Origin of the sequence: Micromonospora sp. WMMD734, assembly GCF_049178975.1 — a bacterium.
GTDB lineage: Bacteria > Actinomycetota > Actinomycetes > Mycobacteriales > Micromonosporaceae > Micromonospora > Micromonospora wenchangensis.
Genome location: NZ_JBMHMK010000001.1, coordinates 5,386,787 through 5,412,630, shown reverse-complemented (window position 1 = coordinate 5,412,630; position 25,844 = coordinate 5,386,787). Strand labels below are relative to the sequence as shown.

Below are 25,844 nucleotides of genomic sequence, written 5' to 3'. Positions count from 1 at the left end.
ATGCGTTCCCGGAGGCCGCTGGCCGTCCTGCTCGCCGCCGTCACCGCCGGGGCGGCGCTGGCCGGCTGCTCCTCCGGCACCGAGGAGAGCCGGTGCGCCAACAACGGCGGCATCGTCGAGTGCGCCCCCGACCAACGCTCCGCCGCCCCGACGATCGCCGGTGACCTGCTCACCGGTGGCCGGTACGACACCTCCCAGGCCCGGGGGCAGGTGGTGGTGGTCAACTTCTGGGGTTCCTGGTGCGCGCCCTGCCGGGCCGAGGCCGACGACCTGGAGGCCACCTACCAGGCCACCAGGGCGTCCGGGGTGACCTTCCTCGGCATCAACGTGCAGGACAGCCGGGACAAGGCGATCGCCTTCGAGGAGGGTCGGGTCACCTATCCGAGCCTGTTCGACCCGGCCAGTCGGCTGGCGCTGGCGCTGGACATCCCGCCGAACACCATCCCGGCCACCGTCGTGCTCGACCGGCAGGGCCGGATCGCCACCGTGATCCGGGCCGCCGTCACCACCGACGGGCTGCGCCCGATCGTCGAGCGGATCGCCGCCGAAGAGCCGGCGTCGACCGGTTCCCGCTGATGGGCGAGACGTTCCGCGAACTCGCCCAGTCCGGCCCGCTGCTGCTGGCCATCGGCGCGGCGGCGCTCGCCGGGCTGGTCAGCTTCCTGTCCCCGTGCGTACTGCCGCTGATGCCCGGCTACCTGTCGTACGTGACCGGCCTGGCCGGCACCGACCTGGAGGGCCGCGCCCGGCCGACCACCCCGCCCGACGCGGACCCCACCCCGGGCGGCGGCCCGGCACCCGGTGGCGACCCGGCCACCGAGGGCGGCTCGGCACCCGGCGGCGGTTCGGCATCCGGCGGCACGGTGGCGGTGGCGACCCGGGCGGCGGCCCGTCCGGTGGCGGCGGTCAAGGGCCGGGTGCTGGCCGGGACGTTGCTGTTCATCGCCGGCTTCACCGTCGTCTTCACCGCCACCGCGATCCTCTTCGCCGGGTTCGGCCGGATCTTCTTCGACTACGAGCGCACCTTCCAGGTCGTCATCGGCGCGCTGATCGTCCTGCTCGGGCTGAGCTACCTGGGGGTGCTCCCCGGGATGCAGCGGGAACTGCGCATCCGTCGGCTGCCCGCCGCCGGGCTGCTCGGTGCGCCGGTGCTCGGCGCGGTGTTCGCGCTGAGCTGGATGCCGTGCACCGGGCCGACGCTGGGCGCGGTGCTCGGGATGGCCGCCACCGGTGGGCAGACCGACCGTGCCGTGGTGCTGGCGGTGGCGTACTGCCTCGGGTTGGGGTTGCCGTTCGTGGTCTTCGGGTTGGGCTTCCACCGGCTGCTCGGGGTGTTCCGCGCGGTCCGGCGCAACAGCCGCTGGGTGACCCGGATCGGCGGGGTGCTGCTGATCCTGATCGGTCTGGCGCTGGTCACCGGCGGTTGGCAGAACTTCGTGATCTGGTTGCAGACGACAGTGGGCCCCGGCGAGGTGAGCATCTGATGACGACCGTCGACGACCGCCCGGCCAGCCCACCCGCCGAGGCTCCCCGCCGCCGGCCGAACCCGCTGCTGGCCCTGCTGCGCAACTCGTGGCGGCAGCTCACCAGCATGCGTACCGCGTTGATCCTGCTGTTCCTGCTCGCGGTCGCGGCCATTCCCGGCTCGGTACTGCCGCAGCGCGGGGTCAACCCGGAGAACGTCGACAGGTACTTCGTCGAGCATCCGGAGTTGGCTCCGCAGCTGGACCGGATCGGCGCGTTCGAGGTGTTCGGCTCGGTCTGGTTCTCCGCCATCTACCTGTTGCTGTTCACCTCGCTGGTGGGCTGCATCCTGCCCCGGATGCGTGAGCACGTGCGGGCGTTGCGGGCCCGGCCGCCGGCCGCGCCCAAGCGGATGGAGCGGCTGCCGCAGCACACCGTGCTGGAGTCGCCGGGCGCCGCCGACCCGCAGGCCATCGCCGCGGTGCTGCGTCGCCGCCGGTGGCGGGTGCAGGTGCGCGGCAACGAGGTCTCCGCCGAGAAGGGCTACCTCAAGGAGACCGGCAACCTGCTGTTCCACACCTCGCTGGTCGCCGTGCTGCTCGGGGTCGCGCTCGGCTCGTGGTACGGCTGGCACGGCAACAAGCTGCTGGTGGCCGGCGCGGACAACGCGTTCTGCAACACCCGCCAGCAGTACGCCGAGGCAAAGCTCGGCCCGCGCGTCGACAGCGCCGACCTGCCGCCGTTCTGCCTGACCCTCGACCGGTTCGACGCCCGGTTCCTGCCGTCCGGGCAGCCGGAGAGCTACCGCGCCACGGTGACCGTCGACCGCCCCGACGGCTCGGACCGGCGGACCGCCACCTTCTCGGTCAACTCGCCGCTACGGCTGGGCTCCGCCAACGTCTACCTGCTGGGCCACGGCTACGCCCCGATCCTCAGGTACACCGACCGGTACGGCCGTAGCCAGACCAGCACGGTGCCGTTCCTGACCAGCGGCGACGCCAACCTCACCAGCGAGGGGGTGGCCGCCTTCCCGGACGCCAACGTCGACCCGGCGACCGGCCGGCGGGATGCCAACCAGCAGGTCGCCTTCGAAGGGCTGTATCTGCCGACCGCCCCGGACACCGGGCCGTTCGCGTCGTCGCGGTTCCCCGAGGAGCGCAACCCGGCCGTGGTGCTGGCCGCCTACCGGGGCAACCTCGGGTTGGACGCCGGCATCCCCGGCTCGGTCTACCAGCTCGACCAGCGCCAGGTGACCAACGGCAAGCTCAAGCAGGTGGGCGACAGGAAGCTGGCCCTGGGCGAGACGTGGACCCTGGACGACGGCAGCAAGCTGGAGTTCCTCGGCACCAAGCGGTACGTCACCCTCTCCGTCCGGCACGACCCGGGCGAGGAGCTGATGCTGGGTGCCTGCGTGGTGCTGCTGGTCGGGCTGATGGGGTCGCTGTTCGGCCGTCGGCGGCGGGTCTGGTTCCGGGTGACGCCCCCCGACAGTGGATCTCCGACGGGCGGTAGTAGCTTGGTGTCGGCCGGTGGGCTGCCGCGCACCGATCATCCGGGGTTCGCCGAGGAGTTCGCGTCCCTCGTCGCGGCGGTACGCGACGACGGGCGGCCCGACCGGCCGGCGCGAGAGGGAGTCGAGTGATGTCCGCAGTCTCCGACCAGTTGGTGACGTTCGCGATCCTGGTGTACCTGATCGCGATGATCAGCCACGCCGTCGAGTACGCCCTGGGCAACGTCCGTGCCGTCGCCGCCCGGGTCACCCCGGCGCGGGAACTGGTCGGCGCGGGCGTGGGTGGCGCGGGAGTCGACAAGGTCGACGGGCCGGTGGCCGACGCCCCCGGGACCACGCCGCCGTCGGTCCGGCCGAGCCGTTCGGCGGGGCGGGCCCGGCTCGCCGGGCGGATCGCCGCCGGGCTGACCGTGCTCGCCGCCGCGCTGCACCTCGGCGCGCTGGTCACCCGGGGGATCGCCGCCGACCGGATGCCCTGGGGCAACATGTACGAGTTCGTGCTGACGGTCACCTGGATCGGGACCGCCGCCTGGCTCGTGGTGCTCGGGAAGCGGCCGTCACTGCGCCGGCTCGGGCTGTTCCTCACCCTGGTGATGGTGCTGCTGCTGGCGTTCGCCGAGCTGAAGCTCTACGTCCCGGTGGTGCCGCTGATGCCGGCGCTCCAGTCGTACTGGTTCATCATCCACGTGTCGACGATCGTCTTCTCCTCAGGCATCTTCCTGCTGGGCGTGGTGCCGGCCGTGTCGTTCCTGCTGCGCAACGGCTACGAGCAGGGGCGGCGCAGCTTCCCGTACACGCTGGCCCGGCGGCTGCCCGGAGCGGCCGACCTGGAGCGGCTGACCTTCGCGCTGCACGCCTTCTCGTTCCCGATCTTCACGTTCGCGGTGATCGCGGGCGCGATCTGGGCCGAGGCGGCGTGGGGCCGGGCCTGGGGCTGGGACCCGAAGGAGACCTGGGCGTTCATCTCCTGGGTGGTCTATGCCGGTTACCTGCACGCCCGCGCCACGCCCAGCGTCCGGCGCAACGTGGCGACCTGGATCGCGGTGCTGGGCTTCCTGACCGTGCTGATGAACCTGTTCGGGGTGAACTTCTTCTTCACCGGCCTGCACTCGTACGCCGGGGTGGAGTGAGTCGGCCGGTGAGCACCCGGTCGACGCCCAGGGTCACCTGGTAGGCGACCTCCGGCACGTCGGCCAGGTCGAGGTGCTCGGCCCGTAGGGCGAGCTGGGCGTGCAGCTCCCGGGCCACCGCGTCGCGGATCTCTCGTTGGAGCGGGGAGAGGCCGTCCGGATCACCCACCGTGTACGCGTCATCCATGCGCCCATCCTCCGCCGGAGAAGCGGGCTGTGTCGACGCCCCTCCGTCTGCAAAATGTATAACTACACTTCTAAGAAGTGTAGTTATAAGAAGTGCGGAGACCGTGATGCGTGAGCTTGCCAAGCCTGCCGGGATCTTCGACCGGGACATCGAGTGGACGGAGCTTGCCCGCTTCGCGGCGGACGAGCGCCCCGGCGCGACGCTCGGCGTGGTGAGCGGACGCCGCCGTCAGGGCAAGACGTTGCTCCTCTACGAACTCGCCCGAAGCAGCGGCGGCTTCTACTTCGGTGCCACGGAGGCGACGTCGACCGAGTCGCTCCGGCGGCTCGGGGAGGCGCTCGGCGCGTTCGTGGGTGCCCCCGGCCCGGTGCAGCTTCCGGACTGGGCGGCGGCGGTGGACGCGCTGCTCGCCCTCGGCCGGGACCGCCCGGTGCCGGTGGTGATCGACGAGTTTCCCTACCTGGTGCGGGCGGCACGGGATCTGCCGTCGATCATCCAACACGCACTGACTCCGGGGCGGCCGGAGCGCAGCGAATCCCGCGCCCGCCTGTTGCTGTGTGGCTCGGCCCTGTCGTTCATGGGTGGCCTGCTCGCCGGGTCGGCACCGCTGCGCGGCCGGGCCGGGCTGGAGCTGCCGGTCCGGCCCCTGGACTACCGGGCGGCGGCAGCCTTCTGGGGGCTCGACGATCCGCTGCTGGCGGTGCGGGTCTTCGCCATCGTCGGTGGTACTCCCGCCTACCGGCGCGAATACGTGCAGGATGACGCGCCCTCCGGTCCGGCGGACTTCGACCCGTGGGTGGTCCGTGCGGTGCTGAATCCGGCGCGACCTCTGTTCCGGGAGGCGCGGTATCTGCTCGCGGAGGACCCCGACCTGCGGGACGCGGCGTTGTACCACTCCGTGCTCGCCGCCGTGGCGGAGGGGAATGCCAGCCGGGGCGGGATCGCGGGCTACATCGGACGCAAGGCCACCGACCTGCAGCACCCACTCACCGTCCTTGAGGACGCCGGCCTGTTGCTCCGGGAGCCGGATCTGTTGCGCACCGGCCGCAGCAACTACCGGATCACCGAGCCGTTGATCTCCTTCTACCAGGCGGTGATGCGGCCGGCATGGACCGCCCTGGAGCAACGGCGTGGACTGGAGGTCTGGCGACGGTCGCAACGCCGGTACGCGAGCGCCGTCCTGGGCCCGAGGTTCGAGGAGATCGTCCGGCAGTGGGCGGTGGGGTTCGCCGATCCGGAAGTGCTGGGTGGGCCGGTGGCCGAGGTCGGTACGGCCACCCTCACCGACGCGGCGAGCCGGACCAGTCACGAACTTGACCTGGTGGCGCTCGGCGAGCCGCCGATGGGGGACGGTCCGCGTCCGTTGCTGGCGATCGGTGAAGTGAAGTGGGGGCGTCGACTGGGTCTTCCCGACCTGGAACGACTGGCACGCCTACGCGACATTCTCCGGGGGCGGCCCGGGGTGGAAGCGACCGACGTACGCCTGCTCCTCGCCAGCGCCGAGGGCTTCACCGACGAACTCGTCCGGGTCGCCGCCGACCGACCGGACGTCGTGCTTGTCGATCCCGAGGTGCTCTACGGGCGCTGACGAATCAGGACGGTGCAGGACCCGACGTCACATCCGGGTGCGGCGCTGGAGCGGGGTCGGGAAATGCTGGCGGGACTGTGGAGCGGCGGGGTCTGACAGGGCGCTTCCTGATGACTACTCTGCGACACGGTGATTCCGTCCGCTGCCGGGTGGACGGTCGCCGTCCCGATAGGAGTGCCGGATGAGCGAGCGGGTGTCGACGGCGGAGCTGATCCGGGCCCAGTTGCGCCGGTCGCGGGCGACCGCCGGCCTGACCCAGGAGGAGTTCGGCCGCCGGGTGCACTACTCCCCGTCGACGGTGTCGGCGGTGGAGCTGGGGCAGGTCGTGCCGAACCACTCCTATCTCAAGCGCGCCGACGACGTCCTCGACAGCGGCGGCCTCTTCGTCGCCCTGCGGGAGTTGGGGCGGCGCGACGGTGAGCCGGTGTGGTTCCGCCCGTGGCTGGAGGCCGAGCGGACGGCGACCCAGCTGCGCTGCTTCGGCGCGACCATGGTGCCGGGCCTGTTGCAGACCGCCGACTACGCGCGGGCAGGCTTCCGACTTGATCTCAGTTACACCGCCGAGCGGGTCGAGGAGTTGGTGGCGGCCCGACTCGCCCGGCAGGAGATCCTCGACCGGGAGCACCCGCCGCAGCTCACCGCCGTGATCGACGAGAGCGCGCTCCGCCGGTTCGCCGAGGGCTGCGCCGAGGTGATGGCCGGTCAGCTCCGGCACCTGATCGAGTGCGCCCGCCGGCCGCACGTCAACGTGCACGTCCTGCCGGCTACGGTCGGATTGCATGCGGGCCTTTTCGGGCCGTTCATTCTCGGCTGCTCGGCCGACGGCGACTGGGTGGGCTTTCTCGACACGCAGACCGGCGGCACGGTGGTGGACGACATCGACGGGGTGGCGACGCTGCTGGGAAGATGGGAAACTCTGCGCAGTGAGGCGCTGCCCCGACAGCAGTCGATCGACCTGCTTGAGGAGATCGTGAGGCCATGGATCTGACCGACGCCCGGTGGCGCAAGGCCACCCGCAGCGGCAACGACTCCGGCGCCTGCGTCGAGGTCGCCGACAACCTGCCCGGTCGGGTGCACGTCCGGGACTCCAAGGACCGCGACGGCGGGGTGCTGACCTTCGCCCCGGCCGCCTGGCGGGCCTTCGTCGCGCAGACCCGCCGCCACTGACCGGCCCGCCGGCCGGCGGGCACTCCCGTCGCACAGGCTGGGCCACTGGTGACCCGGGCGCGTTCCTGACGTCCGCGTCGGTCGCCGGGCAGGTGTGCCCGGAGGGCGTTTCAGCTGCCGAACCAGCCGGGGACGTCGAGGCGGAAGGTGTCCGGCGGGGTGACCGCGCGGAGGTCGTCCTCCAGGGCGGCCACCCGCTCCGCGCCGAGCCGGCCAACCCACTGCTCCCGTAGCGCGTCGAAGATCGTCGCCGAGCGGCGCAGCCCGTCGACGCCCTTCTCCGTCATCCGGATCAGCTTGCGGCGGGCGTCGGCCGGGTCGTCGGCGCGTTCCAGGTAGCCGAGGGCGACCAGCCGGTCGACGGTCTTTCCGGCGGCCTGCTTCGAGACGCCGAGGCGGTGGCCCAGGTCGGACGCGGTGGTGCCGTGCACGCCGACGGCCTGGAGTACGAAGCCGTGTGCCGGCCGCAGCTCGGGGTGCCCCTGCCGGGCCAACTCGGCGTGCAGGTCGTCGACCAGGCTGCGGAACCCGGCGAGCAGCAGCAGGGGCAGCACGAAGCCGGGCCGCTCGGGGTCACCCGTCGACATGTTCGACAACCTGGTTTACTGTTTCGACAACCACGTTGACTATCGTACGTGAGGGGTACCGCCATGTCCCGACCCGGCTTCACCACCCACACCCTCGACACCGCGCCCGACGCCGCCCGGCCGACCATGGCCGGCGTACGGCGGAAGCTCGGCCACCTGCCCGGCGCGGTCGGGCTGATGGCCGAATCCCCGGAACTGCTCAAGGGCTTCCTGACGGCCTCCGCCACCTTCGAGGCCACCGACCTCGCACCGGTCGAGCGGGAGGTGGTGGTGTTGACGGTGGCCACCCGCAACCGGTGCCACCTCTGCGTGGCGATGCACACCGCCACCCTGCACCGGCTGGATGCCGCCCCCGCCCTCGTCGCCGCGTTGCGCGACGGCACTGACCTGCCCGAACCCCGGCTGGCGGCGCTGCGCCGGTTCACCCTCGCCGTCCTCGACCATGCCGGTGACGTGCCGGACGAGGAGCTGACCGCCTTCCTCGACGCCGGCTACCGGCCCCGGCACGCCCTGGACGTGGTGCTCGGGGTCGGGACGTACACCATCTCGACCCTCGCCAACCGACTCACCCGCGCCCCGCTCGACCCGCCCCTCGCCGCGTACGCCTGGGAGCCGGCGGCCTGACCGAGCGGCCGCCGTCGAGGACGGACACCTTGCGCTGGCACGAAAGTAAAACACAACTTTAGTTCTTCGGCTTCACCTGACCGGAAACTAAATCTTTTCTTTAGGTTGGTAGCCTTGGCGAGTGTCAACATCGAACCGGCGAGCGCTGTTCCAGCTTGCTGCCCGTCAGCACGGCTACGTCACCGCCGCGCAGGCTCGGGAAATTGGATACTCGTATCAGGCGCAGAAACACCACGTTGATCACGGCAACTGGGTGCGGGTCGACCGGGGAGTTTTCCGGCTGAGGGATTGGCCGGCGCATCCGGCGGACCATCTCGTCCGTTGGGTGCTGTGGAGCGGGGCGGTGGGCGTGGTGAGTCATGCCAGCGCGCTCTCCGTGCACGACCTTGGTGATCTCGACCCGGCCAGGGTGCATCTGTCGGTTCCCGCGCGGTTCCGACGCTCGGCTCCGGAGATCGTCCTGCACCGACCGCTTCCCCCCGAGGCGGACATCGAAGATCGAGAAGGGTTCCGGGTGACGACCCCGAGTCGCGCACTTGCCGAGTGCGCACAGGCAAGGATCGAGCAACAGTGGCTCGACGGTGCTGTCGCCGAGGCGCTCAGCCGGGGCCTCACCACTGCACGGCGTCTGCGTGCCGCCGCCACGGAGTTGGGTCCGACGGCGGAGCTGGGTGCGCATATCGCCCTGGCGGCGACAGGTCGATGAGCAGGAGATACTCGACGGCTTCCGCGCTGCGTGCTGCCGTCGACAACCGCATCCTCGGACGTGCGCGACTGCTCGGCAGGGACCCCAACTGGCTCCGTCGTCGCCTTGCCTTCACCCGGCTCCTGGTGCGCCTCGTTCACCAGAACACCGATGCCTGGGTACTCAAGGGCGGGATGGCGGTCGAGCTGCGACGGCCCGGGCTTGCACGATCGACCCGCGATGTCGACCTGGACGACCTGGCATTCGCCGCGATCCCCACCCGGGTGATCTGGGTAGCTGACCTGCGGCAGCAGTACGCCGAAAAGCTGCACGCCCTGACGCGGCTCTACGAAACCGGGCTGTCCACCCGGGTCAGGGATCTGGTCGACCTCGTCCTGCTGGTGGAGGACGGTGTGCCGGCTGATGAAGCGCTGGTCAGGCGGGTGCACCACGTCTTCTCCATCCGAGGTACCCACACCGTGCCGGATGATCTCCCCGAACCACCGCCATCGTGGAACGCCCGGTACGAAGTCCTGGCTGCGGAGATCGGGCTGGCGGTGACGTCTGCCATCGAGGCACACAAGATTGTTTCAGGGCACTGGGCGCAGGCTCGTGCCGCAGGGGATCAGTGACACCACACGGGACGCGAACCCGGACGTCGTTGTGGCAGGGCCCGCTGTCGCGGGCAGTTCCCGCCGGACCGGGGCTGTCAGTCGTGCAGGAAGGGGAGTAGCAGGGCGGTCAGCTCGGCCGGGCGCTCCTCGAACAGCCAGTGGCCGCAGTCGGTGACCACCCGGCCGTCGACCGTGCGGGCGTAGCGGCGCACCTGGTCGGCGACCTGGCCGCCGAGGCTGGCCGCCGCGCCGATGGCCAGCACCGGCATCGGCAGCGGATTCTTCCGGTACGCGGTGTTGTCCTTGACGTCCTGCGCGAAGGCCCGGAAATAGTTGAAGCTGGCCCGCAGGTGGGCCGGGTCGGTCAGGTGCCGGGCGTACTCCTCGATGTCGTCCGCACCGATGCTGCCCTTGTGCACCATGATCGAGTCGGTGAAGCGGTCCACCCAGCGTGCCTCCCGGCCGGTGACCAGCTCCTCCGGCAGGCCGTTGGTGAGGTTGAAGAAGCCGAAGTTCCACACCGCCGGCCCCGCCTCGGTCAACGCGGGAAACGTGTAGATGCTCTCGTCCGGGATCGGCGCCTCGGACAGCACCAGCCGGGACACCGCGTCCGGGTGGGCGGCGGCGTAGGCGTACGCGACCATGGTGCCCACGTCGTGACCGACCAGCCGGATGTCGTCGGCCAGGCCCAGCCCGGTCAACAGCCCGTGCAGGTCGGCGGCGACGGTCTTCTTGTCGTACCCGCCGGGCGGGGCGTCGCTGCCGCCGAAACCGCGCAGGTCGGGGGCGACCACCTGGTACGTCGCGGCCAGCTCCGGCAGCAGCGCCCGCCACATCCGCCAGCACTGCGGATAGCCGTGCAGCAGCACCAGGGTCGGTCCACGGCCGCCCCGGACATAGTTGATCGCCACGTCACCGACCTGCGCCCGCTGTTCGGTGAAGCCCGCCGGAACCCCTCCGTCGCCCATCCCCGCCCCCGTCCCGACGTCGCCGGCCCGACCAGCCGCCCCACCGTCACCCGTGCAACGAGCAGCCGCCGGGTGGGGAGACGCACACCGCCGGGTCCCACCCGGCGTGGGCGGGGCCGGCGGGGGTGCGGGAGACTGGCCGTATGGCGGCTCGTGGCTTCCCGTACACCGATCTCAAGGACTTTCTCGCGGCGCTGGAGCGCGCGGGCGAGCTGCGGCGGGTGACCGTCCCGGTGGACCCCACGCTGGAGATCAGCGAGGTGGTCACCCGGACGGTCCGGGCCGGCGGGCCGGCGCTGCTGTTCGAGCGGCCCACCCGGGGTGAGATGCCGGTGGCGATCAACCTGTTCGGCACCGAGAAGCGGATGGCGATGGCGCTCGGCGTCGACTCGCTCGACGAGATCGGCGACCGGATCGGCGCGTTGATCAAGCCGGAGCTGCCGGTCGGCTGGTCCGGCATCCGCGAGGGCCTGGGCAAGGTCATGCAGCTCAAGTCGGTGCCGCCGCGCAAGGTGAAGACCGCGCCCTGCCAGGAGGTGGTCTACTCCGGTGACGACGTCGACCTGGGCCGGCTGCCCGGCCTCCAGGTCTGGCCCGGCGACGGCGGGATCTTCCACAACTACGGGCTGACCCACACCAAGCACCCGGAGACCGGCAAGCGCAACCTCGGGCTCTACCGCCTCCAGCAGCACTCCCGCAACACCCTCGGCATGCACTGGCAGATCCACAAGGATTCCACCGCCCACCACGCGGTCGCCGAACGGCTCGGCCAGCGGCTGCCCGTCGCCATCGCCATCGGCTGCGACCCGGTGGTCAGCTACGCCGCCTCCGCGCCGCTCCCCGGAGACATCGACGAATACCTGTTCGCCGGGTTCCTGCGCGGCGAACGGGTCGAGATGGTCGACTGCCTGACCGTGCCGTTGCAGGTGCCGGCGCACGCGCAGATCGTGCTGGAGGGCTACCTGGAACCCGGCGAGCGGCTGCCCGAAGGGCCGTTCGGCGACCACACCGGTTTCTACACCCCGGTCGAACCGTTCCCGGTGCTGCACGTCGAGACGATGACCACGCAGCGCAACCCGGTCTACCACTCGATCGTCACGTCCAAGCCGCCGCAGGAGGACCACGGCCTCGGCAAGGCCACCGAGCGGATCTTCCAACCGCTGCTCAAACTGCTGATCCCGGACATCGTCGACTACGACCTGCCGGCCGCCGGGGTGTTCCACAACTGCGCGATCGTGTCGATCAACAAGCGCTACCCCAAGCACGCACAGAAGGTGATGAACGCCATCTGGGGCGCGCACCTGATGTCGCTGACCAAGCTGATCGTGATCGTCGACGCCGACTGCGACGTGCACGACTACAACGAGGTCGCGTTCCGTGCCTTCGGCAACGTCGACTACGCCCGCGACCTGCTGCTCACCGAAGGGCCGGTGGACCACCTCGACCATGCCTCCTACCAGCAGTTCTGGGGCGGCAAGGTCGGCGTCGACGCCACCCGTAAACTGCCCGCCGAGGGCTACACCCGGGGCTGGCCCGAGGAGATGACGATGTCGCCGGAGGTCACCTCGCTGGTCGACAAACGCTGGAAGGAGTACGGCATCTGATGGCCACCGCCGTCGCCCCGGCCCCCCGCCCTGGCCGGGTCAAATCCTTCCTCAAGCTCGTCGCGATCGAGCACTCCGTCTTCGCGCTGCCGTTCGCGTACCTGTCGGCGCTGACCGCGATGCAGGTCAACGGTGGTCGGGTGCGGTGGGGAGACCTGCTGCTGATCACCGTGGCGATGGTTGGTGCACGCACGTTCGCCATGGCCGCCAACCGCATCCTCGACCGGCGGATCGACGCCCGGAACCCGCGTACCGCCGGGCGGGAACTGGTCACCGGGGCGGTGAGCGTGCGGACGGCCTGGACCGGCGCGGCCGTCGCCCTGGTGGTCTTCCTCGCCGCCGCCGCCCTGCTCAACCCGCTCTGCCTGGTGCTCGCCCCGCTCGCCGTCATCCCGCTGGTCGTCTACCCCTACGGCAAGCGGTTCACCGACTGGCCGCACGCCATCCTGGCCGTCGCCCAGGCGGTCGGCCCCGTCGGCGCCTGGCTCGCCGTCACCGGCACCTTCGCCGGGTCCGGGCCGGCCTGGCTGCTCGGCGCGGCCGTCGGCCTGTGGATCGGCGGCTTCGACCTGATCTACGCCTGCCAGGACGACGAGGTCGACAGGCAGATCGGGGTACGCAGCGTTCCCGCCCGCTATGGCCGGCGCTTCGCCCTGCACGCCTCCACCGGGGCACACGTGGTGACGTTCGCGCTGTTCATCTGGTTCGGCGCGCTGGTCGGCTTCGGTTGGCCCTGGTGGATCGGGCTGGCGTTCACCGCGGTCGCGTTCGGCTACCAGCACGTGGTGGTCACCCCGACCGACCTGAGCCGGGTCAACCGGGCGTTCTTCACGGCGAACGGTTTCGTCGGCATCGCCCTGTTCGTCTTCGCCCTGCTCGACCTGGTGATCCGCCTCGACCTGCGCCCCTGATCCCGCCTCCTTCCGGCTGCTCATCTCCGGCGCTGCACCGTGCTGCGCCCCGCTCTGCCCCGCCCCGCCCGCTGTCCTTGATGATCAAGAAGTTTGCGTCAGTTGATCAAGAGGTTCAGGTCAACTCGAAGATCAAACTTGACGCAAAGCTCTTGATCACCGGGGCGGGGTGGGCGTCGGTGGGGCGGGGGTCGGTGGGGCGGGTGGGGGGATGGGTCAGGGGTGGGGGTGGACGGGGTAGCGGGCGCTTTCCAGGGTCCAGTCGATGGTGCCCCGGACGGCGTTCGCGATGCCGTCGAGGTGGGCGGCGACGGCACCGTCGAGCGCCGGGCCGAACGACGGGACCGCGGCGCACTGCACCTGGAACCGGGTCATCGTGTCCCGCCAGCGGTCGGCGACCAGTTCGGCGGCCCGTTCCACCGGCACGGCCTGTTCGTCGGCGAGCGCCAGCACCAGGTTGTGCCCGCCCGAGGTGGTCCGGTCCCGTTCCATCGAGGCAAGGTCGTTGTACCAGGAGAGCAGGTCGTTGCCGAGGTCACCGATCCGGCGTAGCAGCGGATGGTGGTAGACCGCGTCCGGTAGCGTCCGACCCCCGACGAACTCGATCAGCGGGTACGACACGTACGCCGCCGAGGTGGCCCGGCGCAGCGTCACGTACTCGGCCACGTTGGGCGGCCGGCCGCTCTCCTTCGCCACCGCCTCCCGCCAGTTGCCGTCCAGGTGGTCGCCGACCGCGTCGGCGAACCGCAGCCGCCAGCGCGCCGGCATCCGGCGGCGGGGCACCCGCCACGCCTCGACCAGCAGCCGGCGCAGCGGCCCCCCGAATCCCGGGTGCCGCCGTCGGGGCCCGTCGTGCAGCAGGGTCAGCGTCCCGCGTCGCAGTGCCCGGATCTGCTCCGAGGGCAGCCGGTCCGGCCCGTCGCAGGCGTCGTCGACCAGGAAGAACCAGGTGAAAAGGGCCGACACGGTACGCAGGTCCGGCTCGCTGGCGTCCGGGTAGAGGCGGCCCGCGTACCTGGCGAAGCCGGCCCGGTCGAGCCGGTGCAACGCCTCGACGCTCAACGGCAGACCCAGCCGGGGTAGCAGTTTCAGCAACCACTCCTGCACGCCGTCGGCGTACGGGGAGAGCCGGGGCGGGATCGGGCAGGTCGACCGTAACGACCAGAGGATCTTGTCGACCATTATCGATGTCTCCCCCGTGCCGTGTGGATCTTTAGTCCGCAGCATCGCAGGTCGAGTGCTGACCTGCCGGCCGGGCCCGCCGTCGGAGGCGCGGCCCACCGGTACGGCGACGGTGGGTCGACCGGCCGGTCCCGCACCGTGCCGACGGGGCGATCACGGGGGTGGGCGTCGGCGGTCGGCGTACACCAGGCAGGCTGGGCGTATGCGCGAACCATGGGTGGTGGGGGTTTCCGGGGCGTCCGGCACCCCCTACGCGGCGGCCGTCGTCCGGGGCCTGCTCGACGCCGGGCAGCCGGTGGACCTGATCGTGTCCCGGGCCGCCCGGCTGACCGTCCTGGACGAGACCGGCCGGCCGTTCCGGGACGGCCACTGGGCCGAGGACCTCGCCGGTTGGCTGGGCCGCGACCTCACCGGCGACGACGTGCGGCACTGGCCGGCCGGTGACATCGCCGCCGGCCCGAGCAGCGGCTCCTACCGGGTACGCGGCATGGCGGTCGTGCCGGCCAGCACGGCGGCCTGCGCCGGCATCGCCATCGGCCTGTCGAAGGACCTGCTGCAACGCGCCGCCGAGGTCAACCTCAAGGAACGACGCCCGGTGGTGCTGGTGCCCCGGGAGACCCCGGTGACCCGCAGCCACCTGGAACACCTGATCGCGCTGCACGACGCCGGCGCGGTGGTGCTGCCGGCCAGCCCCGGCTTCTACGGCGCGGGTGCGTCCGCCACCGCCCAACAACTTGTCGACTTCGTCGCGGGCAAGGTGCTGGACGCCCTGGGCGTGCCGCACACCCTGTTCCGCCGCTGGTCGGGCGAGCTGGCCGCCGACCGCTGACCCGCCCCCGACCGCTGACCCGCCCCCGACCGCTGACCCGCCCCCGACTGCTGGCCGGCCCGTGCTCAGCCCACGCGGGTCGCTGCCCGCCGGCCCTGGCGCAGGGCCCGGACGGCGAGCAGGTGGCGCTGCCCGGGGCCGTCCAAGCGGCGACGGGCCGGCCTCGTCGGCCGGCCCGTGCGTCCGTCTCGCACCATTCAGTACATCCCGGCATTGGCCGGACCCGGCCCGGTCGAGGCGGCCGGGCCCACGTTGCGTGGCTTGCCCATGTCGTCCGCCTCGTCCAACATGCCCTCCCCTTCCAGCAGGGCCCGCACCTCGGATTCCCGAAACCGGCGATGCCCGCCTGGAGTCCGGATGCTGCCTATCCGGCCGGCCGCCGCCCACCGCGTCACAGTCTTCGGGTCCACCCGAAACAGTGCGGCGACCTCACCCGGTGTCAGCAGGCGATCTCCAGTGTCCACAGCCCCCTCCTCGCGTCGACGAAGCCCTCGGCTGAACACACTGCCCCCGGCCGGTGCGAGCCCAGAGCCGTCATGAGGGACGTATGGCAATTACAGCACCAGCGAACTGGCCTGTCCGCCAAACGCGAAAAACGCACGGAGTGGGAAGTTAGTAAATGGTACCGGCGCGGGACTCCCTTGACCGTCGGTCTGCGAACTGTCACCTGCTGTCAGATCCAACGGATGCCGGTCGCCGGACGTTACGCCCCAACGGATAGGCTCACCCTCCGTGGACGCGATCGACCGGAGCCTCGTCGAACTACTGCGGAGTAACGCCCGCCTGTCGTACGCCGAGCTGGCCCGGCAGGTCGGCCTCTCCGCGCCGGCCGTGCACGAACGGGTCGGCAAGCTGGAGTCCAGCGGCGTCATCCGGGCCTACCGGGCCGAGGTCGAGCCGGAGGCGATCGGCCTCGGCGTGACCGCGCTCATCGGCATCGTCGAGGACTCCGGCGGGGACACCGACGACGTGCTGGAGACGTTCCGGCAGATGCCCGAGATCGAATCCTGCTACTTCATGGCCGGCGTCGAGTCCTTCCTGCTCAAGGCTCGGGTGGGCACCATCGCCGAGCTGGAACAGCTGATCGTACGGCTGAGCCGTACCCCCGGGGTGGCCTCCACCCGTACCGGCATCGCCCTGTCGACCAAGTGGGAGAACCGGCCCCAGCCGATCGAGCCGTCGGCCTCCTGACCGGCTGGTGCGAGCGGCGACGACGCCGGGTCGGCCCGAACCCGAGCCGACCTCGCTTGTACCGTTGCCGACGTGACTCATCTCGACCGGTGCGACGAGGCCAGCCGGGTGTGGGTGACCGAGGCGATCGCCGCCGTGGAGGCCGACGCCAACCGGTCCGCCGACACCCACCTGCTGCCGTTCCCGCTGCCCCGGCAGTGGGGGATCGACCTCTACCTCAAGGACGAGTCGGTGCACCCCACCGGCTCGCTCAAGCACCGGCTGGCCCGCTCGCTGTTCCTGTACGGGCTGTGCAACGGCTGGATCGGGCCGGAGACCACGGTGATCGAGGCGTCCTCCGGCTCGACGGCGGTCTCCGAGGCGTACTTCGCCCGGATGCTCGGGCTGCCGTTCGTCGCCGTGATGCCCGCCTCCACCTCACCCGAGAAGATCGCCCAGATCGAGTTCCACGGCGGGCGCTGCCACCTGGTCGACGACCCGGCCAAGGTGGTGGTCGAGGCGCGCTGGCTCGCCGAGGACAGCGGCGGGCACTTCATGGACCAGTTCACCTACGCCGAACGGGCCACCGACTGGCGGGGCAACAACAACATCGCCGAGTCGATCTACGCCCAGCTCTCCCTGGAACGGCACCCGGTGCCCGCCTGGATCGTGGTCGGTGCCGGCACCGGCGGCACCAGCGCCACCATCGGCCGGTACGCCCGCTACCAGCGGCTGCCCACCAAACTCTGCGTGGTCGACCCGGAGAACTCGGCGTTCTACCCGGCGTGGCAGGCCGCCGACTGGTCGGTACGCACCGGCCGGGGCTCCCGGATCGAGGGGATCGGCCGACCCACCGTCGAGGCGTCCTTCCTCCCCTCGGTGGTCGACCGGATGACCCAGGTGCCCGACGCCGCCTCGCTGGCCGCCATGCGGGCCGGATCGGCGGTGCTCGGCCGGCGGGTCGGCGGCTCCACCGGCACCAACCTGTGGGGGGCGTTCGGGCTGATCGCCGAACTGCTCGCCCAGGGGCGACCCGGCTCGGTGGTGACGCTGATCTGCGACGCCGGGGACCGGTACGCCGACACCTACTACGACGACGACTGGGTGGCCGCACAGGGCCTCGACCTCGCCCCGTACCTGGCCACCATCGACCGGTTCCTCAGCACCGGGAGCTGGCCCGGCTGACCCCCGGAGCCGGCCGGGCCGACACCCGGCCCTGCCCGCCCGGTTCCGCCGTCAGCCCAGGTCGGCCCGGTCGGCCAGCCCGGGGTAGTGCCGGACCAGCCCCTCGCCGTCCACCTCCAGCTCGGTGCGGAACGTGTCACTGGTGAACCCCACCCGCCCCGGCCCGAGCGCGGTGTAGACCTGCTCGCCGGCCACCACCTCCAGGCTGGGCACCAGCACCCACGCCACGGTGATCCGGTGCTCGGTGCTGGACGCGGCCCCCGCCAGCCCCAGCCGACGGATCGGCAGGCTGTTGAACAGGGCCGAGCCGCCCAGGTCGACGTCGAGCGCCGGGTGCAACCGGTCGGTGTCCTCGATGCCGGGTAGGCCGGCCGGTGGCTGCCCGGCCGCCCGCAGCGCCGCGTCCAGGTCACCCTGCTCGCCGGTGCGCACCCGCCACCCGTCCGCGCCGCGTTCCAGCCGTACGCTCCGCGACCAGCCGGCGCCCTCGACCTCCACGGCGAGCGAGGTGGTGGCCCCGTCCGAGCCGGTCTCCAACCGGTAGCGGCAGGTGTAGGGGATCGGGTCGACGGCCAGTTGGGTCCCGTGCGCGGCGAATCCGGCCCCGTCGTCGAGGACGGCGTGCTCGGCCCCGGCGGTGTCGGTCCGGCTCCAGAAAAGTGACCTCGGCATGGTCCGGACGTTACGCCAGCAGGGCGTCGACGGCAGCGCATGCGCGAACGCCGCCCCGGAGCAGGTGCTCCGGGGCGGCGTCGGAAAACCGCGGGGGACCGTGGCCGGGCCGGCCCGCTCCCGTCCGATCAGTGGGTACGCGCCGGCGGCCGGCCGCCGAAACCCCGCCGGTCGTCACGCGGCCGGTCGTCACGGACCCGGCCCTCGGTGCGGAACCCGCCCCGACGGTCGGTGCCCCGCGAATCGCCGCCGCCGAACCGGCGCTCACCGGACCGCTGCTCGCCCCGGGCGTCCCGGTCGCCGAAACGCGGCTCGCTGCGCTCGCCGAACCGCCGGTCGCCGTAACCCCGGTCGCCCCGGTCGCCGTAGCTCCGGTCGGTCCGGGGCCGCTCGGCGTAGCCGCGCTCGCCGCTCGGCCGCTCCCGGTAACCCCCGCCGGTACGCTCGCCGTACCCCTGACCGGCGGCGGTCCGGTCGCCGTAGCCGCCGGTGGGGCGGTCACGGTGGCCCCGCTCGCCGCCGGTGCGCTCGCGGTAGCCCCGGTCGCCGCCCCCGGTCCGGTCGCCGTAGCCCCGGTCGCCGTAGCCCCGGTCGCCGGTGGGGCGGTCGTCCCGGGCGGCGCGGTCACCGAACGGGCGGTCACCGTAACGGCGGTCCCCGGTCTGCCGGTCGCCGCCCTGGTCGCCGTAGCTCCGCTCCCGGGCCGGTCGCTCCGCGCCGTAGCTGCCGCGCGGCCGTTCCCCGCCGTAGCCGCCACGGCCGTCCCGGCTGCCGCCGTGGCCCCGGTCGCCGCCGTAGCCCCGGGCGTCCCGGTCGCCGAAGCGGCGCGGGCGGTCGCCGTGCCGACGCGGCTCGGGCTCGTCACGGACCGGGACACCGCTGGGCTCGCGGGCACCGGTCAGCTCGGCGAGCACCGCGTCGCCGACCCGCACCCGGGTCTCGGCCGGCTCCACGCCCGCCTTCTCCAGCATCGCCAGCGTGGTCCGCCGCTGCTTGGGCAGCACCAACGTGGCCACCGCGCCGGACTCGCCGGCCCGCGCGGTACGCCCCGCCCGGTGCAGGTAGTCCTTCGGGTCCTTCGGCGGGTCGATGTGCAGCACCAGCGACACCCCGTCGACGTGGATGCCCCGGGCCGCCACGTCCGTGGCGACCAGCACGTCCATCCGTCCCTCACGGAACTCGGCGAGGGTCTTGGTACGCATCCGCTGGGTCTTGCCGCCGTGCAGCCCACCGGCCCGTACGCCCACCGCGCCGAGCTGTTCCACCAGCCGGTCCACCCCGAGCTGGGTACGGGCGAAGAGCATCGTCCGACCGGACCGGGCCGCGATCGACGCCGCCACGGCGAACTTGTCGTGCGGCGGGATCAGCAGCAGGTGGTGGTCCATCGTGGACACCGAGGCGGTCGACGGCGCGGTCGAGTGCGTCACCGGGTCGGTCATGAACCGCTTGACCAGGGTGTCGACGTCACCGTCCAGAGTGGCCGAGAACAGCAGCCGCTGGGCACCCGCCGGGGTCTTGGCGAGCAGCTCGGTGACCTCGGGAAGGAAGCCCATGTCGGCCATCTGGTCGGCCTCGTCGAGGACTGTCACCTCGACGTCGTCCAGGACGCAGACGCCCCGGCTGATCAGGTCGCCGAGCCGGCCCGGGGTGGCCACGACGATCTCGACGCCCCGGCGCAGCGCGTCGATCTGCCGGTCGTACGGCACGCCGCCGACGGCGGTCTTGAGGAAGATCCCGACGGCCTTGCCCAGCGGCAGCAGCGCGTCGTTCACCTGCATCGCCAGCTCGCGGGTGGGGACGAGGACCAGGGCGCGCGGGTGCAGCGGCCGGGCCCGGTTCAGCTCGGCCAGCCGGGCGACGATGGGCAGGCCGAAGGCGAGGGTCTTGCCGGAGCCGGTCTGGCCCCGGCCGAGGACGTCCCGGCCGGCGAGGGCGTCGGGCAGGGTGGCCCGCTGGATCTCGAACGGGGTGGTGATGCCCTGCCGGGCGAGGGCGTCGACGAGCTGCCGGGGCAGCCCCAGGTCGGCGAAGCCGACGGGGGCGGCCGGGACGGCGAGGTCGTCGGTCGGGAGGTCGTGGGCGGACGGACTGGTGCCGGGGTCAACGGAGGTGGTCAAGAAAAGCCTTTCGAGCGGGGCGCATCTTCGCGATGGCCCGCCGCAGCATGGGTACGCCGCCGAATCGCCCGCAAGATCGCCCAGGGGCACGCCACGCGTGCCGGGTCAGTGATCCCGACAAGTGTACGGCGATCCGGTGACGTCGCCAGTGGGCCCCGAGCCGGTAGTGGGCGGACTCACCCGTTCCGGGCCGTCAGCCACCTGCCGGCGGCCCCCTCCACCGGCGTCACCCGCCGCCCGGCCTCACTGGGACAGCATGCCGCCGACCAGCCCGTCCATCACGTCGTTGGCGAGCAGGACGACCAGCACGCTGATCGCCACCAGCAGCCCCAGCGAGGCGGCGAGCACGATCACCACCCGGGTGGTCCTGGATCGCGGTGCCGGCGTGTCGGACCAGCCCTGGGCCAGGATGTGCCCGGTCAGCGAGCCGGAGTTCTCCACCGGGTTGGCGGCCGGGAAGGCGACCGTGGCGTGCCCCGGGCCGTCGGTGCCGCCGTAGCCGACGCTGGCCAGGTTCGGGCCGCCCCGGTAGGGCGTACCGGAGGAGGGACGGGCGGCGTCGCCGGCCGTGCGGCGCGGCGCGGACCCGGACGCCGGCCAGGTGGGCAGCGCCGGGGCCGGCACCACCGGCAGCACCGAGGTCGCGCCGTCACCCACCGGATCGGGTACGACCGGGGCCCGGAACGTCGGCATGGCCGTACCTGCTGCTCCCGCGCTGCCGGCTCCGGTGCGGCTTGTTTCCGCGCTGCCTGCGCTGACGCCGGCGGCACCCGTTCCACCGGTACCCGCCGGGGGTGCGGAGGTCGGCGGAGCGAAGGCGGCGGGGGCCGGGGGTGCGGAAGTCGGTGGGGTCGACCCGGAGGGGGTCGTGGCCGGGGGCGCGGAGGCGGGTGGCCTGAAGGCGGGGGAGGTGGCGGCCGGGGGTGCGGCAGCCGCAGGCGTCGGGAGGCTGCCGGCCGGGGGTGCCGAGGTGGGCGGGGCGACGGTGCCGCCGGTCGCGGGCGCGGTGACGGAGGCGCTGGCCCGGAAGGCCGTCGGGGCGCCGGGCATGGCCGGCGGCGGGGGGAACGGGGGTGCCGGCATCGGGCCGGGCGGCGGTGGGGGCGGGGGCACCGCCGGGCCCGGGGGCGGCAGCGGCGGCCCCGGTACGGGTGGGACCGGGCCGGGAGGAACCGGAACGGGGCCCGGCGGTGGACCGGGCAGCGGCGGGACCGGTGCGGGGAACGGACCGGGGGCCGGCGGCTCGGGAGTGCCCGGCGTCGAGGGCTCGGGCGTGGGGGCCGGCGACGGTTCGGGGGCGGGCTCCGGCTCCGGTGTCGGCGGGGTGGGGGGCTGTGCCGGCTCCGGGGGCTGCACGGGCTCGGGCGGCTCCGGGTTGACCGGCGTCGACCGGTACACCCCGGGGGCCGCGTCGCCGGGCCGGGTGCCCGCGTCCGCTGCGGCGTCCTCGGCCTCGGCGGCGGAGACCCGGCTGAGCCCGGGGACGGAGACGCTGGCCCGTGCCGGGCCGCCGTCCGAGCCGTCACGCTGCCCGGGGACACTCGCCGGGCCGGCCGGACTGCCGGCGGTGTCCGGGTCGGATGTTCGGGAGGTCGGGACGGTGACCGGGCCGCCCGGAATGGGGTCGCCGCCGGCGGAGCCGTCCGGCTCGGGTGTTCGGGAGGCCGGGACGGCCGGCTCGGCGGCGGTCGGGGTGCCGGCCCGGTAGGTGGTCGCGGTGCCCGGCCCTGCCGGCAGGTCGCCACCCCCGGGCGGGGCGGTCACGGTACGTACGCTGGCCGTGGCGCGGGCCGTGCCTTCCACGGCCGGGCCGGGCCGGACCGGGGTGCTGGTGACCCGGCCGGGGCGGGGCGGGGCGTCGCCGGGTGCCGGGGTGGCCTCGTCGGCGCGAGCGGTGGGGCCGGCCGGGTCGGGCACCGGTCCCTGGTCCACGTGCCCCACCGGAACCTCTTGCTCGCCCATGATCGCCCTCCGTGCCCCCTCGCATCCGCGTCCCGCGAACGGTGACCGGATGTGCCTCGTGTCACCGTGCCACATCTCGTCCCGTCGGCACAGCCGGAGTGCCGATGGGACGGTCGGGGCGGTGCCGGCCGGTCAGTTCCCGGTGCTCGCCGAGGCTCCCGCCGACGCCGGGGCGGACGCCGACCGGCTGCTCTCCACGGTGCCGCTGTCCTCCGGGTCCGGGGTGCCGGAACCGGTGAGGCTCGGCGTCGGGTCGGCGGTCCTGGTCGGCGTGGGGGTCGGCGTCGCCGTGGTGGCCGACGGCCTCGGGGTGACCGGCGGCTTCGTCGGCGCGGTGGTCGACCCGCCGGTCGGCCGGGGCGTGGGCGTGGTCGGCTTCGGTGACGCCGTGGTGGGCTTCGGAGTGGGGGTGGTGGGCTTCGGCGAGGCCGTGGTGGGCTTCGGGGTGGGCGGCGGGGGCTGGGTGACCGGGGCCCCGGGGGTGGTCACCGCGCCGACGACCCGGGTGGAGGCGTAGAGGCCGGACCACCGCACCTGGGAGATCTTGACCACGTCCCCGCTGCGCGGCGCCTGCACCATCCGCCCGTTGCCGATGTACATCGCGACGTGGTGGATGGTCGTCCAGCTGCTGCCCGAGGCGAAGAAGAGCAGGTCGCCGGGGAGCAGGGCGCTCTGCGAGACCGTCCGCCCACGGGTGGCGTAGTACTGGTCGCGGGCGACCCGGGGCAGGTCGTAGTAGCCGGCCGACCGGTAGGCCGCCCACATCAGGCCGGAGCAGTCGAACCGGTCCGGCCCCTCGGCCGCCCAGAGGTACGGGTCGCCGAGCTGCGCCAGCGCGTACCGCACGGCGGCGAGCGCCTGCGGGCTGGCGTTCAGGCCGCTGCTGCTCTGCCCCTCGACGTACGCCGACCCGAGCTTCTGCTCGGCGGCCTCCTGCTGCTTCTCCAGGGCGATGAGCTGGGCCTGGTTGTCGGCCCGCAGCTTGGCGATCTTGGCATCGTTGTCGCGCAGCGCCTTCTGCACCGCGGCGAACTGGTCCTCGGCCCGCCGGACCCGGTCGGTGGCGGCGGTGACCGCCTGGGCGGCGACCTGCTCGGCCGTACGGGCCCGGGAGAGCTCGCCGGAGGCCGCCGTGGTCTCGCCGTCGGCCTGCTCACCCCGGGAGACCCGTTGCAGGACGCTCAGCCCGTGCAGGTCGCGGGCGAACTCGCCGGGCGGCAGGGCGGCGGCGGCCTTGAAGGCATCCGCGGCGACGGCGTTGGCCCGTTGCTCGGCAACGGTCAGCGCGCTCCGGGCCCGGGTCAGCTCGCCCTGCACACCGGTGAGCTGCACCCGGGCGTCGTCGCGCTGCTTTTCGAGCTGGAGGAGCTGGTCGGCGAGCTGGCCGTTCTGCGCGGTCAGGGTGTCGATCTGGGACAGCAGCGGGCTGGTCGGCAGCCCGCCGACGGGCAGCGCGGTCGAGCTGCCCGGCTGGCCCACGGTCGGGTAGCCGGGGGCCGCCGCACCGGGCAGTCGCAGCGTGCCTGTCGCCACCGGTCGGGAACCGGTGTCCGGAACGGTGTTGGGCAGTGCCGGGTCGGCGTAGACCGGGGTGGCCAGGGCCATCGCGGCGACCGCGCCGAGCAGCGCCGACCAGAGCGCCGGCCGCAGCACCGGGGAGACCACCGGGACCCTGCGTCGTCGCTGTCGTCGCCCGTGCCCGCTGTCGACCATTCCGCTCCCTGTGCCGCGTGATGGTGTCACCGCGTGAGGTGGGGCGCGGCGACCCGGAACGCCGCCGGTGTGCGCCGCGTCCCATCCTGTCTTACCGCACCGGGACAACGATGTCGATGCGGAGACGGCTTGGAGAAGCCTGGGAGTACGGGTGAGGTAGGTCGCTGGCGGTGCCCGTCCTGCCGACCTGTCGGTCGTCCGACGTAGGCTCGATCGGACCGCAGGTGGAAGGGACGTGGCTTTTCGATGGACGCCGGACTCAAGCGTGAGCTCGAAGAGAAGGTGTACGCGGGGGAGCGACTGACCCGCTCGGACGGGATCGCCCTCTACGAGAGCGACGACCTGACCTGGTTGGGCCGGCTGGCCCACCACCGGCGTACCGAGTTGAACGGCGAACGGGTGATGTTCAACGTCAACCGGCACCTCAACCTGACGAACGTCTGTTCCGCCTCGTGTGCGTACTGCTCGTTCCAGCGCAAGCCGGGCGAGAAGGACGCGTACACGATGCGGATCGAGGAGGCGGTCCGCAAGGCCAAGGAGATGGAGGACGAGCAGCTCACCGAGTTGCACATCGTCAACGGCCTGCACCCCACCCTGCCCTGGCGCTACTACCCCAAGGTGCTGCGCGAGCTGAAGGCGGCGCTGCCCAACGTCAAGCTCAAGTGCTTCACCGCGACCGAGGTGCAGTGGTTCGAGAAGATCAGCGGCCTGTCGGCCGACGAGATCCTCGACGAGCTGATGGACGCCGGCCTGGAGTCGTTGACCGGCGGCGGCGCGGAGATCTTCGACTGGGAGGTCCGCCAGCACATCGTCGACCACGCCTGCCACTGGGAGGACTGGTCGCGGATCCACGCGCTGGCCCACGCCAAGGGCATGAAGACCCCGGCGACGATGCTCTACGGCCACATCGAGGAGCCCCGGCACCGGGTCGACCACGTGCTGCGGCTGCGCGAGTTGCAGGACCAGACCGGCGGGTTCGCGGTCTTCATCCCGCTGCGCTACCAGCACGACTTCGTCGACTCGGCGGACGGCAAGATCCGGAACCGGATCCAGGCGCGCACCACCATGGCGTCGCCGGCCGAGTCGCTCAAGACGTTCGCGGTCTCCCGGCTGCTGTTCGACAACGTCCCGCACCTGAAGAACTTCTGGGTGATGCACGGCCTGTCGGTGGCCCAGCTCTCGCTCAACTTCGGCGTGGACGACCTGGACGGCTCGGTCGTCGAATACAAGATCACCCACGACGCCGACTCGTACGGCACCCCGAACACCATGCACCGTGACGACCTGCTGCACCTGATCTGGGACGCCGGTTTCCAGCCGGTGGAGCGGGACACCCGCTACAACGTCGTCCGCGAGTACGACCGGGCGCCGTCGCTTTCGTCTCGGCGTGCCGAGCCGCAGCAGGTCTGGGCCTGACCCGGCCGTATGCTCGTCACACCATGACCGGACAGCAGCCGACCGCGCAGCAGCGCAGCGGGTTTCCCCGCCGGGACGCCGAGGGACGCATCCTGACCCTGGGTGACCTGCTCGGGGTGAGCCTGGCCGGCTGGCTGATCGGCCTGCTGGCGCTGGTGCTCTTCGACTGGGCGTTCGCCGTGGCCGGCGCGGGTGACTTCGGCCGGACCAACGGCTGGCTCGCGGTGATCCTGCCGGCCTGGCTGTTCTGGGACGACTTCCGGGCCTGGGACTTCGGCGCGGCCAGGGTGGTCGCGGCGTTGTCCGCCGCGGTGGTCGCGGTGCTCGCCGGGCTGCTGGTGGCGGGCCTGGCGGCCGGGCTCGCGCCGCTGTTCACCGGCGGGCTGGCCGCGCTCGCGTTCACCGTCGGGTACGCGGTGCTCTGGTTCCAGGGCGTGCACTGGCTGGCCCGACGGACGGGCTGAGCCACACCCGACGGCGGCGTTCCGACGCAGAAGCAAGGAGTGGGCAACGTGGGCGCGAGCAGCGAGCGGGGTGTGCGAGCCCTGCGGTCGCGGAT

26 protein-coding genes are annotated in these 25,844 nt (G+C 72.6%); 17 read left to right on the top strand and 9 right to left on the bottom strand.

What is annotated here, in order from left to right; all coding sequences use genetic code 11:
- The 4 genes from ACN267_RS23260 to ccsB are packed head-to-tail and all read left to right on the top strand — an operon-like array spanning position 1 to position 4,104.
- On the top strand, positions 1 to 576 hold the full coding sequence (locus ACN267_RS23260; protein WP_204958616.1) for a TlpA family protein disulfide reductase: 576 nt from the start codon (positions 1 to 3) through the stop codon (positions 574 to 576).
- A complete protein-coding gene (locus ACN267_RS23255) occupies positions 576 to 1,484 on the top strand; it encodes a cytochrome c biogenesis CcdA family protein (RefSeq protein ID WP_281901264.1) in 909 nt (302 codons plus the stop codon). The genes ACN267_RS23260 and ACN267_RS23255 overlap by 1 nt, the downstream gene beginning before the upstream one ends.
- Positions 1,484 to 3,106 (top strand): cytochrome c biogenesis protein ResB, encoded by a 1,623-nt coding sequence (gene resB / locus ACN267_RS23250; RefSeq protein ID WP_421489654.1) that lies wholly within the window; start codon positions 1,484 to 1,486, stop codon positions 3,104 to 3,106. The genes ACN267_RS23255 and resB overlap by 1 nt, the downstream gene beginning before the upstream one ends.
- Positions 3,106 to 4,104, top strand: coding sequence for a c-type cytochrome biogenesis protein CcsB (ccsB, locus tag ACN267_RS23245; RefSeq protein WP_204958619.1), 999 nt, complete (start codon positions 3,106 to 3,108; stop codon positions 4,102 to 4,104). Before resB ends, ccsB begins: the two co-directional genes overlap by 1 nt.
- Here ccsB and ACN267_RS23240 read toward each other — a convergent pair.
- The gene (locus tag ACN267_RS23240) at positions 4,070 to 4,291 is read right to left on the bottom strand and encodes a hypothetical protein (RefSeq protein WP_421489653.1); all 222 of its coding nucleotides are present in this window, start codon (positions 4,289 to 4,291) and stop codon (positions 4,070 to 4,072) included. The two genes, ccsB and ACN267_RS23240, sit on opposite strands and share 35 nt — an antisense overlap.
- Before the next feature lie 106 nt (positions 4,292 to 4,397).
- On the opposite strand from ACN267_RS23240, the gene ACN267_RS23235 reads away from it, so the two are divergent.
- The 3 genes from ACN267_RS23235 (at position 4,398) to ACN267_RS23225 (ending at position 7,046) form a co-directional block, all read left to right on the top strand.
- Complete coding sequence (locus tag ACN267_RS23235; protein WP_281901260.1) at positions 4,398 to 5,879, top strand: ATP-binding protein; 1,482 nt, start codon at positions 4,398 to 4,400, stop codon at positions 5,877 to 5,879.
- 181 nt (positions 5,880 to 6,060) lie between these two features.
- Positions 6,061 to 6,867: a helix-turn-helix domain-containing protein gene (locus tag ACN267_RS23230; protein ID WP_204958621.1), complete on the top strand. Its 807-nt coding sequence runs from the start codon at positions 6,061 to 6,063 to the stop codon at positions 6,865 to 6,867.
- Positions 6,858 to 7,046 (top strand): DUF397 domain-containing protein, encoded by a 189-nt coding sequence (locus ACN267_RS23225; protein ID WP_088642057.1) that lies wholly within the window; start codon positions 6,858 to 6,860, stop codon positions 7,044 to 7,046. The genes ACN267_RS23230 and ACN267_RS23225 overlap by 10 nt, the downstream gene beginning before the upstream one ends.
- Before the next feature lie 110 nt (positions 7,047 to 7,156).
- Here ACN267_RS23225 and ACN267_RS23220 read toward each other — a convergent pair whose 3' ends face one another.
- The gene (locus ACN267_RS23220) at positions 7,157 to 7,633 is read right to left on the bottom strand and encodes a MarR family winged helix-turn-helix transcriptional regulator (protein ID WP_421489652.1); all 477 of its coding nucleotides are present in this window, start codon (positions 7,631 to 7,633) and stop codon (positions 7,157 to 7,159) included.
- A 48-nt stretch (positions 7,634 to 7,681) separates the two neighbouring features.
- Here ACN267_RS23220 and ACN267_RS23215 point away from each other — a divergent pair, with 48 nt between their 5' ends.
- From ACN267_RS23215 to ACN267_RS23205, 3 genes are all read left to right on the top strand, one after another.
- Positions 7,682 to 8,257 carry a carboxymuconolactone decarboxylase family protein gene (locus ACN267_RS23215; protein ID WP_421489651.1) on the top strand — a complete coding sequence of 192 codons (576 nt, stop codon included), beginning with the start codon at positions 7,682 to 7,684 and terminating at the stop codon, positions 8,255 to 8,257.
- Between the two features lie 121 nt (positions 8,258 to 8,378).
- Positions 8,379 to 8,963: a type IV toxin-antitoxin system AbiEi family antitoxin domain-containing protein gene (locus tag ACN267_RS23210; RefSeq protein WP_421489650.1), complete on the top strand. Its 585-nt coding sequence runs from the start codon at positions 8,379 to 8,381 to the stop codon at positions 8,961 to 8,963.
- On the top strand, positions 8,960 to 9,574 hold the full coding sequence (locus ACN267_RS23205) for a nucleotidyl transferase AbiEii/AbiGii toxin family protein (protein ID WP_421489649.1): 615 nt from the start codon (positions 8,960 to 8,962) through the stop codon (positions 9,572 to 9,574). The genes ACN267_RS23210 and ACN267_RS23205 overlap by 4 nt, the downstream gene beginning before the upstream one ends.
- Positions 9,575 to 9,651: 77 nt before the next feature.
- Here the strand turns inward: ACN267_RS23205 and ACN267_RS23200 are convergent, their stop codons facing one another.
- Positions 9,652 to 10,524 carry an alpha/beta fold hydrolase gene (locus ACN267_RS23200; RefSeq protein WP_421489648.1) on the bottom strand — a complete coding sequence of 291 codons (873 nt, stop codon included), beginning with the start codon at positions 10,522 to 10,524 and terminating at the stop codon, positions 9,652 to 9,654.
- 143 nt (positions 10,525 to 10,667) lie between these two features.
- Between ACN267_RS23200 and ACN267_RS23195 the strand changes: the two genes are divergently transcribed.
- Positions 10,668 to 12,128 carry a menaquinone biosynthesis decarboxylase gene (locus tag ACN267_RS23195; protein ID WP_204958627.1) on the top strand — a complete coding sequence of 487 codons (1,461 nt, stop codon included), beginning with the start codon at positions 10,668 to 10,670 and terminating at the stop codon, positions 12,126 to 12,128.
- Complete coding sequence (mqnP, locus tag ACN267_RS23190) at positions 12,128 to 13,039, top strand: menaquinone biosynthesis prenyltransferase MqnP (RefSeq protein ID WP_204958628.1); 912 nt, start codon at positions 12,128 to 12,130, stop codon at positions 13,037 to 13,039. Before ACN267_RS23195 ends, mqnP begins: the two co-directional genes overlap by 1 nt.
- 216 nt (positions 13,040 to 13,255) lie before the next feature.
- Here mqnP and ACN267_RS23185 read toward each other — a convergent pair whose 3' ends face one another.
- On the bottom strand, positions 13,256 to 14,221 hold the full coding sequence (locus ACN267_RS23185; protein ID WP_421489647.1) for a terpene synthase family protein: 966 nt from the start codon (positions 14,219 to 14,221) through the stop codon (positions 13,256 to 13,258).
- Between the two features lie 202 nt (positions 14,222 to 14,423).
- Here ACN267_RS23185 and ACN267_RS23180 point away from each other — a divergent pair, with 202 nt between their 5' ends.
- Positions 14,424 to 15,050: a UbiX family flavin prenyltransferase gene (locus tag ACN267_RS23180; RefSeq protein ID WP_204958630.1), complete on the top strand. Its 627-nt coding sequence runs from the start codon at positions 14,424 to 14,426 to the stop codon at positions 15,048 to 15,050.
- 197 nt (positions 15,051 to 15,247) lie between these two features.
- On the opposite strand, the gene ACN267_RS23175 is transcribed toward ACN267_RS23180, so the two are convergent.
- A complete protein-coding gene (locus tag ACN267_RS23175; protein ID WP_084261470.1) occupies positions 15,248 to 15,514 on the bottom strand; it encodes a BldC family transcriptional regulator in 267 nt (88 codons plus the stop codon).
- 268 nt (positions 15,515 to 15,782) lie between these two features.
- On the opposite strand from ACN267_RS23175, the gene ACN267_RS23170 reads away from it, so the two are divergent.
- A complete protein-coding gene (locus tag ACN267_RS23170; RefSeq protein WP_204958631.1) occupies positions 15,783 to 16,241 on the top strand; it encodes an Lrp/AsnC family transcriptional regulator in 459 nt (152 codons plus the stop codon).
- A gap of 72 nt (positions 16,242 to 16,313) precedes the next feature.
- Positions 16,314 to 17,405: a PLP-dependent cysteine synthase family protein gene (locus ACN267_RS23165; RefSeq protein ID WP_204958632.1), complete on the top strand. Its 1,092-nt coding sequence runs from the start codon at positions 16,314 to 16,316 to the stop codon at positions 17,403 to 17,405.
- A gap of 51 nt (positions 17,406 to 17,456) precedes the next feature.
- Here the strand turns inward: ACN267_RS23165 and ACN267_RS23160 are convergent, their stop codons facing one another.
- The 4 genes from ACN267_RS23160 to ACN267_RS23145 form a co-directional block, all read right to left on the bottom strand.
- Positions 17,457 to 18,077, bottom strand: a complete 621-nt coding sequence (locus tag ACN267_RS23160; protein WP_421489646.1) for a putative glycolipid-binding domain-containing protein — start codon at positions 18,075 to 18,077, stop codon at positions 17,457 to 17,459.
- Between the two features lie 128 nt (positions 18,078 to 18,205).
- The gene (locus ACN267_RS23155) at positions 18,206 to 20,194 is read right to left on the bottom strand and encodes a DEAD/DEAH box helicase (protein ID WP_421489645.1); all 1,989 of its coding nucleotides are present in this window, start codon (positions 20,192 to 20,194) and stop codon (positions 18,206 to 18,208) included.
- 243 nt (positions 20,195 to 20,437) lie between these two features.
- Positions 20,438 to 22,156 carry a hypothetical protein gene (locus ACN267_RS23150; RefSeq protein ID WP_421489644.1) on the bottom strand — a complete coding sequence of 573 codons (1,719 nt, stop codon included), beginning with the start codon at positions 22,154 to 22,156 and terminating at the stop codon, positions 20,438 to 20,440.
- Between the two features lie 132 nt (positions 22,157 to 22,288).
- On the bottom strand, positions 22,289 to 23,869 hold the full coding sequence (locus ACN267_RS23145) for a C40 family peptidase (protein ID WP_204958636.1): 1,581 nt from the start codon (positions 23,867 to 23,869) through the stop codon (positions 22,289 to 22,291).
- A 246-nt stretch (positions 23,870 to 24,115) separates the two neighbouring features.
- On the opposite strand from ACN267_RS23145, the gene mqnE reads away from it, so the two are divergent.
- Together mqnE and ACN267_RS23135 are read left to right on the top strand one after the other, a co-directional pair.
- Positions 24,116 to 25,285: an aminofutalosine synthase MqnE gene (mqnE, locus tag ACN267_RS23140; RefSeq protein ID WP_204958637.1), complete on the top strand. Its 1,170-nt coding sequence runs from the start codon at positions 24,116 to 24,118 to the stop codon at positions 25,283 to 25,285.
- Positions 25,286 to 25,308: 23 nt separating this feature from the next.
- Positions 25,309 to 25,749, top strand: a complete 441-nt coding sequence (locus tag ACN267_RS23135) for a hypothetical protein (RefSeq protein ID WP_204958638.1) — start codon at positions 25,309 to 25,311, stop codon at positions 25,747 to 25,749.
- The last annotated feature ends 95 nt before the right edge of the window (positions 25,750 to 25,844 follow it).

Bases quoted from the DNA above. Each gene is read 5' to 3' on its own strand.
- resB (WP_421489654.1), top strand. From the start codon at position 1,484: ATGACGACCGTCGACGACCGCCCGGCCAGCCCACCCGCCGAGGCTCCC.
- ACN267_RS23135 (WP_204958638.1), top strand. From the start codon at position 25,309: ATGACCGGACAGCAGCCGACCGCGCAGCAGCGCAGCGGGTTTCCCCGC.
- ACN267_RS23220 (WP_421489652.1), bottom strand. From the start codon at position 7,633: ATGTCGACGGGTGACCCCGAGCGGCCCGGCTTCGTGCTGCCCCTGCTG.
- ACN267_RS23160 (WP_421489646.1), bottom strand. From the start codon at position 18,077: ATGCCGAGGTCACTTTTCTGGAGCCGGACCGACACCGCCGGGGCCGAG.
- ACN267_RS23145 (WP_204958636.1), bottom strand. From the start codon at position 23,869: ATGGTCGACAGCGGGCACGGGCGACGACAGCGACGACGCAGGGTCCCG.
- mqnE (WP_204958637.1), top strand. From the start codon at position 24,116: ATGGACGCCGGACTCAAGCGTGAGCTCGAAGAGAAGGTGTACGCGGGG.
- ACN267_RS23230 (WP_204958621.1), top strand. From the start codon at position 6,061: ATGAGCGAGCGGGTGTCGACGGCGGAGCTGATCCGGGCCCAGTTGCGC.
- ACN267_RS23195 (WP_204958627.1), top strand. From the start codon at position 10,668: ATGGCGGCTCGTGGCTTCCCGTACACCGATCTCAAGGACTTTCTCGCG.
- ACN267_RS23150 (WP_421489644.1), bottom strand. From the start codon at position 22,156: ATGGGCGAGCAAGAGGTTCCGGTGGGGCACGTGGACCAGGGACCGGTG.
- ACN267_RS23255 (WP_281901264.1), top strand. From the start codon at position 576: ATGGGCGAGACGTTCCGCGAACTCGCCCAGTCCGGCCCGCTGCTGCTG.
- ACN267_RS23235 (WP_281901260.1), top strand. From the start codon at position 4,398: ATGCGTGAGCTTGCCAAGCCTGCCGGGATCTTCGACCGGGACATCGAG.
- ACN267_RS23185 (WP_421489647.1), bottom strand. From the start codon at position 14,221: ATGGTCGACAAGATCCTCTGGTCGTTACGGTCGACCTGCCCGATCCCG.
- ccsB (WP_204958619.1), top strand. From the start codon at position 3,106: ATGTCCGCAGTCTCCGACCAGTTGGTGACGTTCGCGATCCTGGTGTAC.
- ACN267_RS23225 (WP_088642057.1), top strand. From the start codon at position 6,858: ATGGATCTGACCGACGCCCGGTGGCGCAAGGCCACCCGCAGCGGCAAC.
- ACN267_RS23200 (WP_421489648.1), bottom strand. From the start codon at position 10,524: ATGGGCGACGGAGGGGTTCCGGCGGGCTTCACCGAACAGCGGGCGCAG.
- ACN267_RS23205 (WP_421489649.1), top strand. From the start codon at position 8,960: ATGAGCAGGAGATACTCGACGGCTTCCGCGCTGCGTGCTGCCGTCGAC.
- ACN267_RS23260 (WP_204958616.1), top strand. From the start codon at position 1: ATGCGTTCCCGGAGGCCGCTGGCCGTCCTGCTCGCCGCCGTCACCGCC.
- ACN267_RS23240 (WP_421489653.1), bottom strand. From the start codon at position 4,291: ATGGATGACGCGTACACGGTGGGTGATCCGGACGGCCTCTCCCCGCTC.
- mqnP (WP_204958628.1), top strand. From the start codon at position 12,128: ATGGCCACCGCCGTCGCCCCGGCCCCCCGCCCTGGCCGGGTCAAATCC.
- ACN267_RS23180 (WP_204958630.1), top strand. From the start codon at position 14,424: ATGCGCGAACCATGGGTGGTGGGGGTTTCCGGGGCGTCCGGCACCCCC.